Annotated in this window: 14 protein-coding genes; 8 read left to right on the top strand and 6 right to left on the bottom strand. The window is 58.6% G+C overall.

The genetic code is table 11. The features are described from left to right. The first annotated feature begins 3 nt into the window (after positions 1 to 3). Genes HKK52_RS26265 through cyoE form a run of 3 tightly spaced genes read left to right on the top strand, consistent with a single transcriptional unit; the run spans position 4 to position 1864 of the window. Positions 4 to 630 carry a cytochrome o ubiquinol oxidase subunit III gene (locus HKK52_RS26265; RefSeq protein ID WP_169373170.1) on the top strand — a complete coding sequence of 209 codons (627 nt, stop codon included), beginning with the start codon at positions 4 to 6 and terminating at the stop codon, positions 628 to 630. Continuing rightward, complete coding sequence (gene cyoD / locus HKK52_RS26270; protein WP_054045505.1) at positions 630 to 965, top strand: cytochrome o ubiquinol oxidase subunit IV; 336 nt, start codon at positions 630 to 632, stop codon at positions 963 to 965. The genes HKK52_RS26265 and cyoD overlap by 1 nt, the downstream gene beginning before the upstream one ends. Positions 966 to 976: 11 nt before the next feature. Further along, entirely contained in the window at positions 977 to 1864 is an 888-nt protein-coding gene (cyoE, locus tag HKK52_RS26275; protein WP_149658140.1) for a heme o synthase, read from the top strand. Between the two features lie 79 nt (positions 1865 to 1943). On the opposite strand, the gene HKK52_RS26280 is transcribed toward cyoE, so the two are convergent. Further along, positions 1944 to 2636 (bottom strand): hypothetical protein, encoded by a 693-nt coding sequence (locus HKK52_RS26280; protein ID WP_237150607.1) that lies wholly within the window; start codon positions 2634 to 2636, stop codon positions 1944 to 1946. 668 nt (positions 2637 to 3304) lie between these two features. Here HKK52_RS26280 and HKK52_RS26285 point away from each other — a divergent pair. Next, on the top strand, positions 3305 to 3757 hold the full coding sequence (locus HKK52_RS26285) for a hypothetical protein (RefSeq protein ID WP_169373171.1): 453 nt from the start codon (positions 3305 to 3307) through the stop codon (positions 3755 to 3757). Positions 3758 to 3875: 118 nt separating this feature from the next. Here HKK52_RS26285 and HKK52_RS26290 read toward each other — a convergent pair whose 3' ends face one another. Further along, a complete protein-coding gene (locus tag HKK52_RS26290) occupies positions 3876 to 5294 on the bottom strand; it encodes an aminotransferase-like domain-containing protein (RefSeq protein WP_169373172.1) in 1419 nt (472 codons plus the stop codon). Positions 5295 to 5415: 121 nt separating this feature from the next. Here HKK52_RS26290 and HKK52_RS26295 point away from each other — a divergent pair, with 121 nt between their 5' ends. Together HKK52_RS26295 and HKK52_RS26300 are read left to right on the top strand one after the other, a co-directional pair. Next, positions 5416 to 5910, top strand: coding sequence for a RidA family protein (locus HKK52_RS26295; RefSeq protein ID WP_169373173.1), 495 nt, complete (start codon positions 5416 to 5418; stop codon positions 5908 to 5910). Between the two features lie 141 nt (positions 5911 to 6051). After that, positions 6052 to 6546 carry a RidA family protein gene (locus tag HKK52_RS26300; protein ID WP_169373174.1) on the top strand — a complete coding sequence of 165 codons (495 nt, stop codon included), beginning with the start codon at positions 6052 to 6054 and terminating at the stop codon, positions 6544 to 6546. A 79-nt stretch (positions 6547 to 6625) separates the two neighbouring features. Here the strand turns inward: HKK52_RS26300 and HKK52_RS26305 are convergent, their stop codons facing one another. The 4 genes from HKK52_RS26305 to HKK52_RS26320 all read right to left on the bottom strand — a co-directional run bounded on the left by HKK52_RS26305 (position 6626) and on the right by HKK52_RS26320 (position 10207). Next, the gene (locus tag HKK52_RS26305) at positions 6626 to 7330 is read right to left on the bottom strand and encodes a hypothetical protein (protein ID WP_169373175.1); all 705 of its coding nucleotides are present in this window, start codon (positions 7328 to 7330) and stop codon (positions 6626 to 6628) included. A 91-nt stretch (positions 7331 to 7421) separates the two neighbouring features. Further along, the gene (locus HKK52_RS26310; RefSeq protein WP_169373176.1) at positions 7422 to 7943 is read right to left on the bottom strand and encodes a DUF6622 family protein; all 522 of its coding nucleotides are present in this window, start codon (positions 7941 to 7943) and stop codon (positions 7422 to 7424) included. 36 nt (positions 7944 to 7979) lie between these two features. Further along, positions 7980 to 9494, bottom strand: coding sequence for a sensor histidine kinase (locus HKK52_RS26315; protein ID WP_169373177.1), 1515 nt, complete (start codon positions 9492 to 9494; stop codon positions 7980 to 7982). Continuing rightward, complete coding sequence (locus HKK52_RS26320; protein WP_169373178.1) at positions 9491 to 10207, bottom strand: response regulator transcription factor; 717 nt, start codon at positions 10205 to 10207, stop codon at positions 9491 to 9493. The genes HKK52_RS26315 and HKK52_RS26320 overlap by 4 nt, the downstream gene beginning before the upstream one ends. A gap of 152 nt (positions 10208 to 10359) precedes the next feature. On the opposite strand from HKK52_RS26320, the gene msrB reads away from it, so the two are divergent. Further along, positions 10360 to 10878 carry a peptide-methionine (R)-S-oxide reductase MsrB gene (gene msrB, locus HKK52_RS26325; protein ID WP_169373179.1) on the top strand — a complete coding sequence of 173 codons (519 nt, stop codon included), beginning with the start codon at positions 10360 to 10362 and terminating at the stop codon, positions 10876 to 10878. A gap of 43 nt (positions 10879 to 10921) precedes the next feature. Further along, positions 10922 to 12673 carry a cytochrome c biogenesis protein DipZ gene (locus tag HKK52_RS26330; protein ID WP_169373180.1) on the top strand — a complete coding sequence of 584 codons (1752 nt, stop codon included), beginning with the start codon at positions 10922 to 10924 and terminating at the stop codon, positions 12671 to 12673. The last annotated feature ends 14 nt before the right edge of the window (positions 12674 to 12687 follow it).

The raw sequence follows: 12687 nt of genomic DNA on the forward strand, positions 1-12687 counted from the left end.
ACCATGTCGAACTTAGTGACCAATGCTGGACACGTCCATGTCGATGGACATGGGCACGATGACCATCACCACGACTCGGGCGAGATGACCGTATTCGGTTTCTGGCTCTACCTGATGACCGACTGCATTTTGTTTGCGTCGATCTTCGCGGTGTACGCGGTACTGGTTAACAACGTAGCGGGTGGCCCGTCGGGCCACGACATCTTCGAGCTGCCCTACGTGCTGGGCGAAACCGCCTGCCTGTTGCTCAGCTCGATCACCTACGGCTTCGCCATGCTGGCGTTGTTCAAGGGCAACAAGAAGGCAGTGTTGGGCTGGTTGGCCATCACCTTCCTGTTCGGCCTGGGCTTCATCGGCATGGAGATCAACGAGTTCCACATGCTGATCTCCGAAGGCTACGGCCCTAGCCGCAGCGGCTTCCTGTCCGGGTTCTTCACCCTGGTCGGCACCCACGGTCTGCACGTGACCAGCGGCCTGATCTGGATGGCGATCATGATGTATCAGGTCAACAAGCACGGCCTGACGTCGACCAACAAGACCCGCCTGAGCTGCCTGAGCCTGTTCTGGCACTTCCTGGACGTGGTCTGGATCTGCGTATTCACCGTTGTTTACCTGATGGGGACCCTGTAATGGCTAATGCACATTCCCACGATAGCCACGACGCCGGTCATGGCAGCGTAAAGTCCTACGCCATCGGCTTCATCCTGTCGGTGATCCTGACGATCATTCCGTTCGGCCTGGTGATGTACCCATCGCTGCCGAAAGTCTGGACGCTGTGGATCGTACTGGCCTTCGCCGTGATCCAGGTGCTGGTTCACCTGGTGTACTTCCTCCACCTGGACCGCTCCGCCGCCCAGCGTAACAACGTGATTGCGTTTGTGTTCGCTGCGATGGTGATCGTCCTGCTGGTTGGCTTGTCGCTGTGGATCATGTTCAGCATCCACACCGTCATGATGGCGCACTGAGGAAAGTCCGGATGTCCTTTAAGCACTTTATCCAAATCACCAAACCGGGGATCATTTTCGGTAACGTGCTTTCTGTGGCGGGCGGATTTTTCCTGGCCTCGAAAGGGCATGTCGATCTGGCCATCTTCCTGGCCGCCATGATCGGCACGTCCCTGGTGGTGGCTTCCGGTTGCGTGTTCAACAACTGCATCGACCGCGACATCGACCTGAAGATGGAACGCACCAAGAACCGGGTGCTGGTCCAGGGCTTGATCTCCCTGAAACTGGCCCTGATCTACGCGACCGTCCTGGGTATCGCCGGCGTTGCACTGTTGTACAAGGTGGCCAACCCGTTGGCCGCGCTGTTCGCGGTGATCGGTTTTGTCATCTACGTCGGCTTCTACAGCCTGTACCTCAAGCGCAAGTCGGTTCACGGCACGCTGGTGGGCAGTCTGTCGGGCGCGATGCCACCGGTGATCGGCTACGTCGCCGTGACCAACAGCTTCGACATGGCCGCGCTGACCCTGCTGGTGATGTTCAGCCTGTGGCAGATGCCGCATTCCTACGCCATCGCGATCTTCCGCTTCAACGATTACCTGGCCGCATCGATTCCGGTGTTGCCAGTGAAGCGCGGGATTCAAGTAGCGAAGAAGCACATCCTGCTCTACATCCTGGCCTTCCTGATCGCGACCTTGATGCTGACCTTCAGCGGCTACGCCGGCATGAGCTACCTCGCCGTCGCCGCGGCCATGGGCATGTACTGGTTGTACATGGCCTGGACCGGCTACAAGGCAGTGGATGACACGGTCTGGGCACGCAAGCTGTTCGTGTTCTCGATCTTCACCATTACCGCGTTGAGCGTAATGATGTCGCTGGACTTCAAAGTGCCGAGTGAGCTGTTGCTGACTTATGCGCCGTAAGGTTTAGCTGCTGTACGAAAAGCCCCGCCCTTTGAGAGGAGAGTGGGGTTTTTTATTGGCCTTGTTCCGGTGATCTTCATCAACATGAGCCGTAAGACTTCCCTGTGTCGAAAGATTTTTCAATCGCTTCGCATGACCGCCACTTGGTGGGGCTGCACTGTATTCCGGGCTTGTAGTTGTCTTGAACGAACCGAATGAAACGTTCCGCCTGCTCTGATTGCGTTAGGTACCCATGGTTTGCCTGACCCTTCGGTATTTGAGGCCGGCAGAAGTCATGGATGCTTAATGGGCAAGAACCAAAGTAATAAAACACATCTGCTACCAACACGTATTGGCCGGAGATGTCTTCCTCCAAATGAGTTCTACTTGGTCCGCAATCTGCCCAGTGGTTCTCATTCTTTAGCTGTTCAAAGTGAGAAAACTCAGCTGCGCCAGGTACGAGTGGGCAGTAGATGTTGTCTCCTGCTTTGGCGATAGGGTCATTTAGATGAGAACCCGGAACCTTGTCTTGAAAGCGAGGATCGCTGAAGTAATCGCGCACATGGCATTTCTCGCCAATCCGCATCAAGTAAACCAATCGCTCTTCACCTACAGGGTCACGGTTCAATGTCACCGAAGTGAACCCGGCGATCCACTGCCCCACGCGCTTATGCAGACGAATCGATGGCTTGCAGGTAGCCAGCGTGAGCGTATGGCCAAAGGGGTTAGGCGCGAACCCTGTGTCATGGGTCATCTTGTAACTGAACAACTCCATTAAAATCTCCTCACTCATAACCATCACCGACAGCGATGGACCAAGTCCTTTAGGAAAGCGCTGTCTGGGATTTGGGAAATGTCCTAGCGCCATCGCCTAATCAGCCAGGTACGGTTCACCGAGCACTTAATTGTAGTGAATGGATGCTCCATGGCACATTTGGCTTCCTATCAACAAGGATGGATGTTTCCCCCGCTTTGAGGCCTTCGTTACAAAATCGGAGTGTTATGAAAAAACGAAATTTATTTGAAGAGTTGATGTTGGGCGTGGCCGAAATGAAAGCTCAGCGTGAAGGCAAGATAACGCGACAAAACGGTACTGTTCAGGACGCGTCGAACTCCGATAGGGCTGCACTAAAAATCATAGGGCTTCAGGCAAGGACGCGTTGGATTACCAAGCGATAAAGTATCGCGTTGGAAAAGGAATCAGGATGTTCAAAGTGAGAAAACTCAGCTGCACTAGGTACGAGTGGGCGGTAGATGTTGTCTCCTGCTTTGGCGATAGGAAATTGGGTAGGGCTACGGATCAGGACATCGGCGATATCAAGGCGCTTCTCAGGAGTGGTTTCATACTGACCACAGAACTTCGTCGACTGGCATTGCAGGCGATTGATGTATAGGTTGGCAACAAAGAGCCACCAACCTCAGTCCTCGACAATATTTTGCAAGATTATCTGGAGAATGCAGATGACGAAGTCCCGTAACGGCCACGTCCTCTCAGCCGCTTTGGACACGCTGGTCAAAAGCCCTTTGAATCAGGCAGATGATGCTGCGCTTGTCAGTGCGGCCAAGGCTGTTTGGTACTCGAACGCGAATCTTGAAAGTGAAGTCACAGCATTTTTGAGTCGTCACTCTGCTGAGATCGAGGTTCGTCGTGCAGGCTACTTGCTCGAGCGTTTCACCCGTTTTGCGTGTGTGTCTGATAGCCGCGTGCTGGAAACCTTCAACGTGCTGGAGCTTTTTGCGTACACGACTTCCAAGCAAGATGTGAAGCTTCAAGCAGTTACTCCACTTCGCCTTCGTCGTGATGAACTTGCCGATTCCTGGGGGTTAAGTGAAGGCCTTGGCTTAAAGGCTCAAACCCTCATGCCATTTCAGACTCGGCATTATGAGGCTGAGCAGCGTTCCACGATTTCCTGAAAGCAGGCTGCGTGACAAGAGCCCTGCCTTCGAGAGAAGAGCGGCGCTTTTCGTTCAGGACGGGAGTTGATGTCAGCAAATGCCAGCCAGGCGCAGTCCGTATGGAAAGTGCGATCGATTATTTGTGAGGTGTGTCGAGCAGGCGGAAGAATCGCTCACGCACCTGAGGTTGATCGCTATGCGCCACGTTGAATCGCAAAAAATGGCTGGCGTCAGGCGCTTTGCTGAGCAAGGTGCCAGGAGCGAGGACGAGGTCGTTTTCCAGGCCTTTGCGCGCCAGTGTTTCGGCGTGCACCCCATCGGGTAAACGCGTCCAGATAAACAGGCCTTCACCGGGCAGGGATGACACCGAACATCCGGCCTCGACCAACCAGCGCGCCACCCGACTGCTTGATTCATACAACCGATCCACCGTGCGCCGCACATGCTTGGCATAGCTGCCATTGCTGAGCATGGTGCAGGTAATCTGCTCCGCAAACTCCGAAGTCACGCCACCGCAGGCCATTTTCACGGTGATCAGCCGTGCCGCCAATTGCGGCGATAACACGGCATAGCTGACCCGACTATTGGCGGTCAATGTCTTGGAGAACCCGGACACGTAACTCACATTGTCCAACCCGCTCGCCGCCAGGCGCGGTGTCCGGCGTTGCTGCAGGTCGCCATACAAATCGTCTTCGACAATGTGGAAACCATGCCGATGGCTCAACTCCAGCAAACGATAAGCCTGGGCCGGGGAGAACGAGTGTCCGGTCGGGTTGTGCAGTGTGCTGTTGGTCATGTAGAGCACGGGTTTGTGGGCGATCACCTGTTGCTCGAAGGTATTGAGGTCCAGGCCGTCGCAATCCCGGCGGATGGTGATGACCCTGGCGCCATGCAGCGCGAGGTTGGTGTGCAGGTTGAAGTAGCACGGATCGTCGAGCATCACCGTGTCGCCGGGTTTGATCAACAGGCGCATCAGCAGGTCGATGGCCTGCATGGTGTTGGAGGTGGTGATGATCTGTTCCACCGGCACTTCGATGCCGAAGGTCGACAGCTTGACCCGCAACGCCTGGCGCAGCGGCAGGTAACCGCCCACCACACCGTATTCGCCCATGCGCAGGGCGGTGGCGCGCAGGGTGCCGCGCACGGCTTTGAGCAGTTCTTCGGCAGGCAGCCAGGAAGAGGGCAGGAACCCGCAACCGGGGCGCAGGGCGCCGTTATCCACCAGCACGGCACGGCGTACGACGCTGAGGGTGTCCTGGGGCTGCAAGTCCGGGCCGGATTCGATCGGGATGGTCGTGCTGGAACGGTGCACGTAATGCCCGGAGCCCTGGCGTGACACCACCAGACCCTTGGCGCGCAGGTGATCGAGGGCGTCGACCACCGTGGACTTGCCCACACTCAACAGCTCGGCCAGTTCGCGGATCGGCGGCAGCTTGGCGCCGTGGGGCAGCCCGCCCTGGCTGATGGCGACGGACAATTGATCAACGATCTGCTGCACCAGCGGCACGCCCGGCTGGAACTCAATGGCGGCAATCACGGCGCGTTGAGCCTGCATTTTACTGGTCTCCCTGGCAGTAAAGTTCGCTGGATTCTATCCGAACTTGCCCTGCTCAAGGCAAGCGACTGTGCTTACCCTCGACGGCGTGTTTGCCTGAATGATCAAGAAGGTGCAGTCAATGAACAAGCCAACCACCCGCGACGAACGCTTTATCGAGCTGGCCAGGGAGCACGGCTTCGACATCTACGACGAGAACACCGTCGGCGGCCATTACTCCCCGCTGATCCGCCATGGCGATGAACTCTACGTCAGTGGCCTGGTGCCGCGAATGAACGGCAAAATTCAGTACCCCGGCCGAGTGGGACTGGAACTCAACCTCGCGGACGCCCAGGCCGCCACCAGCATCAGCGCCATCCGCGCACTGGCGCTGATCATGGATGCCGTCGGTTCACTGGATAACATCAAGTCACTGATTCGCATCACGGTCTATGTCAAATCCACCTTTGATTTCGTTGATCTCAGTGAAGTGGCCAACGGTGCATCGGATGTCTTTACCCATGTGCTGGGCGATGCCGGTAAACATACCCGAACGACCGTCGGTGTTTATCAACTGCCGAAAAACGCCCCGGTAGAAGTGGATATGATCGTCGCCTTGCAACCCAAGACGCTGTAAATGAAATCAGCGGTTAAAACGCCCCGCCTTTGCAAGAAGCGCGGGGCTTTTTCATTCAGGGGCGTGGTGAAGACCCACCTTGGGCTAATCTGTCAGAAGTTGGATTACTAATGGATAGGTAAAAGGGGTAGGTGGGGGGAAATGACTGACCACATGACGTGCGATGAACGCTTCATCGCCCTGGCAACTGAACTTGACTACGACATTTACGGCGAAAGCACCACCGGTTGGCATTTCGAGCCACTGGTTCGGCACAACAATGAACTGTATGTCAGCGGGTTGATTGCGCTTAAGCATGGCAAGGTTCAGTACCCCGGCAGAGTGGGCCTTGAATTGACCCTGGCCGATGCACAAGTCGCCGCCAGCATTTGTGCGATGCGTGGCCTGGCATTGATTGTCGAAACCATCGGTTCGCTGGATAAAATCAAGTCGCTGTTGCGCATCACGGTGCACATAAAGTCGACAGCGGACTTTGTTGAGCTGAGCGAAGTGGCCGATGGCGCATCGGATGTGTTCAGGCATGTGTTGGGTGATGCCGGGAAACATACACGAGTGACGATCGGGGTTTATCAACTGCCGAAAAACGCGGCTGTGGAGCTGGATATGATGGTTGCTCTACGTCCTCCCGCGTTGTAACGCCGCTGATCCGGGCAACAAAAAGCCCCGCGCTGAGCGTCAGCGCGGGGCTTCGGTTTTGCCGTACCGCCAGGTTGTATTACTGCGCGGTGATGCTGTAACCCTCGAACGCGGTTTGTTGCTGCAGCGCGGTGATGATGTTCTTGCGGTTGACCGCTTGTTCAGTCCCGGCGTTGTCCAGGAACGTTTCGCTTTCCAGCTCCGCTTCCTCACCTTCACCCACAAAGGTGAAACCGAGGAACTCCAGGGCTTCGCGGTCAACGTTCAGGCGTGAGCGTGGTGTGCGCAACGGCAGGGTGACATTCACGCCATCCTTGCTGATGGTGAACACTTCGACTTCTTTCTTCGCCCGAGCGGTCTTGCTCTTGCCGCTGCCCGGGTTGCTGATGGCTTGATGGGTCTGGTTGAGCACCTTCAGCGCCAGGCCGTAGACGATTTCCTGAAACGCCGGGTCGTCCTTGAAGCTGGACAGGATGCGGCTGATCGGGAATTTGCTGCTCAGGTCTTCGAGGGCGGCAATGTCGGACGCCTCGGCGTCCTTGAGCTGCTTGAGTTCGCCCATCAGTTCGTAGGCTTTATCGTCGTCGAAGCTGTCGTGAGCGTGGCGGATCGCGGCGCGCAGCTCGCGGATCTGGTCGCTTTCGCGAGTGGACTGGAAAGCGTCCAGCACCATCTCGCTGATGGTCTTGGCCTGGGGCACATGCTGTGAAAGATTGATGGAGTTTTCGTATTCCGCTTTGGACGACAAGGTGACTACGGATTCAGCGGTATTGGAATCGGACATTGAAATTTCACTACTTCTTTTAACTTGAGTTGAGACGAGAAAGCGCTGGGCCTTTTCAGGCCGCCTAATCTATTGGACCCGCGCCGTGTTGTCACGACCCAACAGGCGAGCGGGCCAAAGACTTTTGCGTCAATGATCGAAACACACGGTATAGCTTGATCGTCCGCCCACAGAACAACCCGCTGACAAAGCCTGACGTACACGCCTTGAACAACACCATCTGCAGCGTCACCGACAGTTCTGGCTGCACCTCGGCCTGATAGCCGAAGTAATAGTTCACGGCAAAAAACATGAGGTAGAGCGTCAGTGCCTTGAACGAACCCGGCAGGATCAGCCCGGTTTCCGGATCATCCAGCTCGATGCCCTTGCGCGAGAAAATCAACAGCGCAGCGAGGCTGCCGATCAAGACCGCGATCAACCAGCAAGTCAGCGACAACGGTGGATTGAGCGTCAGATTCAGAGAATACAGCGACCAAGCGAGCAGAATCGCCGGCGTGATCAGCAATGAAGTTTTGCTTTCTCGAGTTGGGGACAGGGTTTTGATGCCGTCGTAGCACAGCAGCAGAAATACCACGTAAACCCACAGCGGGGTGTTTTGCAGGGCGTTCAACATGACGCAGCATCCTTGCCGAAATTGAGTGCCGGGATATTAACCCGGCGAGTTCAGATTCATCGAACGAACCACCATTTGCTCGGCCGTTTGCTCATCCACGGGCAACGTGAAGCGGAAGGTTGCGCCGCGTCCCGGAATATCGATCAACTGGATGTCGCGGCCATGCAGTTGCAGGATCCGATGCACGATCCGCAACCCCAGCCCACCATCGCGCCGTGCGCCGCCAATGTTGAATGGCCGCAGGAACAAACCTTCGCGCAGTTCGGCGGCGATGCCGGGTCCGGTGTCGCTGATGGTCACTTCGACGAAAGAACCTTGAGGTCGCAGGCTGAGTTCGATTTCACCGCCCTGGGGTGTATGGCGCAGGGCGTTGTCGAACAGGTTGGTCAGCACCCGTTCGATCAGCCCGAGGTCGGCGCAGGCGGCGGAAACGTTGGGGGCGAAGGTGGCCTTGAGTTCCACCTGGCGCGCTTCGGCGGTGAGTTCGAATTTCTGGAAGATGTCCTGCACCAGGTCGGTCACGGAGAAACGCTCGAGCACCGGTTGCACAAACCCGTGTTCCAGCCGCACCAGTTCCAACAGCGATTGCGCCAGGCCACCGACTTTGCGGCTTTGATCAAGGGCGATGCCCAGATAGCGTCGGCGGTCGGCGGAGGACAGTGTCGCGTCCTTGAGCGACAGGGTTTCCAGATAACCGTGCAGCGAAGCGAGCGGCGTGCGCAGGTCGTGGGAGATGTTCGCCACCAGTTCGCGGCGTTCCTGGTCCTGGCGGGTCAGCGAGCGCCATTGTTCGCTGAGACGGGTTTGCATCTGCCGGAACGCGGCGTCGAGGACGGCAATTTCATCGTGGCTGGCGGCTTTTTCCACCGGGACTGCCGTGGGTGGTGTGACCGGGATGCCGTCAATGTCGAACTGGCTGACGGTCTCGGTCAAGCGCCGTAGCGGTCGGGTGATAAGGGCAAACGCCGTGAGGCCGGCAATCAGGCATAACAGCGCCACCAGGCCGATGGACAGCAGCGCCGTATTCAGCGCGGCGCTGGTCGCACCGCGTTCGGCGAAGCGATCGTGTTCTTCACTGAGCAACACCACATACAGGTAGCCAGCCGGTTTGCCGTCGACCTGCAACGGCGCGGCGCTGAACACCTTGCGGCCATCGACGCTACGCGGGTCATCGCCAAGAATCGGCAGCGCGTCACCCTTGAGCAAATGCTGGATCGGCTGCAGATCGACCTGATTGCGGCGTATCCGTCCCTCCGGCGCGGCACTGCCGACAATCCGCCCCTGAGTGTCCAGCAGATAAACCTCGACGCTCGGGTTGACCAGCATCAGTTGGCCGAACAGGTCGCGCACGGCGTTGGGCATCAGGCCCTTGGCGTCCATCAGCACGGTGTCACGGGCAATGTGCTGGGCCAGGTCCCGGGACAGCCCTTGCACCACTTCCAACTCATGCATCTGGTTGGCGCGCACCTGCATCCACGCCGAGGTGCCGCAACACACCAGCAGCAACACGGCGAACACCAGGGACAGGCGCTGCGTCAGGGTCAGTCTCATGGCTGGTCCTCCGCTGCGGCGAATTTGTAACCGCGTCGCCACACCGTGAGAATGCGCGCCGGTTGCGCCGGGTCCTTCTCGATCTTGGCCCGCAGGCGATTGATGTGGGTATTGACCGTGTGCTCGTAGCCTTCATGGGTGTAGCCCCACACAGCGTTGAGCAGGTCCATGCGCGAAAAAACCTTGCCCGGTTGGCGGGCGAAAAAATACAGCAGGTCGAACTCCCGCGGCGTGAGGTCCAAGCGGCGGCCATCGAGGGAGACGTCGCGGGTGATCGGGTCGATGGACAAGCCGTCGACGGTCAGGCTGCCGGCGTCCATTTTCAGGTTGCGGGCCATGGCGTCGACCCGTCGCAGCAGCGCCTTGACCCGGGCCACCAGCTCCAGCATGGAAAACGGCTTGGCCAGGTAATCGTCTGCGCCCAGCTCCAGACCGAGGATGCGGTGCAATTCGCTGGAACGGGCGCTGGTGATGATGATCGGTGTGTAGCGAGCCATGGCCCGGGCGCGGCGGCAGATTTCCAGGCCGTCGACACCGGGCAGCATCAGGTCGAGGATCAGCGCGTCCCAGCTTCCTTGCTGCAACAGACGCATGCCTTCGTCCCCGTCGGCGCAATGCACCACCTCGAACTGCTCATCGCGCAGATGCAGGCAGATAAGGTCGGCGATATGCAGGTCGTCCTCGACCACCAGGACACGTTTGGTCTGTTCCATGAAGCTCAATCCTTTGCTGCGAATGGGCACATTGTGCGGGTTTTCCTCGGGCGGAGTTATCACGAATTGTTTAACTCCCCGTGAGGATTTGGCGATCAACCCAAGCCTAGGCTGTGTTCCATGACAGGTACCTGGGATTTTTGGAGACGGCCATGTTTTCACGCAGACAATTTCTTTTAACCAGCGGCGGGCTGGGGGCTGCAGCCCTGGTGATCGGTGTATTGCCAAAATTTGCGGCGAGTTCGGCGTTGCTCAGTGATGCTGATGCGGCTGAGGTGTTCGAGGTGACCCACACGGGCAGCGAATGGCACGCCATCCTCAGCGCCGAACAGTACGAAATCCTGCGTGAAGAAGGCACCGAGCGGGCCTATAGCAGCCCATTGAACAACGAGCATCGGGCGGGCACGTTTGCCTGCGCCGGGTGTGACCTGCCGTTGTTTTCATCCGATACCAAGTTCGACAGCCGCACCGGTTGGCCGAGTTTCTGGGCGCCGCTGGACAAGGCCGTTGCCACGCGTCAAGACCGCTCGTTTGGCGTGTTGCGCGAAGAAGTCCACTGTCGGCGTTGCGGCGGTCACTTGGGTCATGTCTTCGACGATGGGCCAAAACCCACGGGGCTGCGGTACTGCATGAATGGCCTGGCCATGACCTTCGAGCCGCAGACGGCTTGATCCGCGGGCACTCACTTTCTCTCATTTGATGCAGGTCGACGCTATGTGGCTTCTGGTTCTGTCTTACCTCGGTGGTGTGCTGACAATTGTCAGCCCGTGCATTCTGCCGGTCCTGCCATTTGTCTTTGCGCGCACCGGGCAGCCTTTTGTCAAAAGTGGCTTGCCGCTGCTGGTGGGGATGGCCATGACTTTCGCGCTCGTCGCCACGTTGGCGGCAGTGGGCGGCGGCTGGGTGGTGCAGCTCAATCAATACGGTCGCTGGCTCGCGCTGGTGTTTGTCGCGCTGTTTGGATTGACGCTGCTGTTGCCCAAGCTGGCTGATCGTCTGACCCGTCCGTTGGTCGCGGCCGGCAGTCGGTTGTCGGAAGTGGCGGGCGCCGATGCCCGGCCGCGTCCCGGCGCTTCGTTCCTGATCGGCGTCGCCACGGGCCTGCTCTGGGCACCGTGCGCCGGGCCGATTCTGGGGTTGGTGCTGACGGGGGCGGCGCTGCAAGGGGCGAGCATCGGCACCACGTTGTTGCTGCTGGCGTACGCCGCCGGTGCGGCAACGTCCCTGGCGGTGGCGCTGCTTCTTGGCGGTAAGGTGTTCGCGGCGATGAAACGCTCGATCGGCGCTGGCGAATGGGTGCGGCGTGGGCTCGGCGCGCTGATGCTGGCCGGTGTGGCGGCCATCGCTTTGGGTCTGGATACCGGGATTCTGGCACGGGTGTCGACGGCTTCCACCGGCGGCATCGAACAGGCATTGGTCGGGCGACTGGCCGGTAAATCACCGAACAACCCGACGTCGGGCAGTGCCCTGCAAGTGGCGGACAAAACCCCCGGCACACTGCCTGTCGAGGGCAACCTCCCGCCGCTGGACGGCGCCGTGCAATGGCTCAACTCACCACCACTCACCGCCGAGGCGTTGAAGGGCAAAGTCGTGCTGGTGGATTTCTGGACCTACTCCTGCATCAACTGCCTGCGCACGCTGCCGTATGTGAAAGCCTGGGCCGAGAAGTACCGCGATCAAGGCCTGGTGGTGATCGGCGTGCATGCGCCGGAGTTCGCCTTCGAACGCAATGTCGGCAACGTCACCAAGGCCATGAAGGACCTGGGCATCAACTACCCGGTGGCCATCGATAACGATTACAAGATCTGGCGCGCGTTCAACAACGAGTACTGGCCGGCGCATTACTTTGCCGACGCCCAGGGGCGCATCCGTTATCACCACTTTGGCGAAGGCGAGTACGCCGAATCGGAGCGGGTGATCCAGCAATTACTGCGTGAAGCAGGGGCGACGAAGGTGGCGGACGGCCTGATCAATGCCAGCGCCGAAGGCGTACAACTCGCCCCGGACATGAAGGAAGTGCTGTCGCCGGAAACCTATGTCGGCTACCAGCGTGCGGAACATTTCGTACCGGATACCAGCCTGGTGCCTGACAAGGTGGCGACGTACACCCCGCCAGCCCAGCTGACCCTCAATGACTGGACCCTGGGCGGGCAATGGAACGTCGGCCCGGAACGCGCCACGTCCAGCGCGCCAGCCAGTCGCATCGTCTACCGCTTCCATGCTCGCGATTTGCACCTGGTGCTGGGCCCTGGCGCTGACGGCAAACCGGTGCGCTTCAAAGTGCTGATCGACGGCAAGGCACCGGGCGATGCCCACGGCACTGATGTGGCGCCCGATGGCAGCGGCAGCGTGACTGAACAACGTTTGTATCAATTGGTGCGCCAGTCCGGCGATGTCTCGGACCGGACCTTCAGCATCGAGTTTCTCGACCCGGGTGTCTCGGCGTATGCCTTCACGTTTGGTTGATAACGATCCCATTT

Source organism: Pseudomonas sp. ADAK2 (assembly GCF_012935755.1).
Taxonomy (GTDB): domain Bacteria; phylum Pseudomonadota; class Gammaproteobacteria; order Pseudomonadales; family Pseudomonadaceae; genus Aquipseudomonas.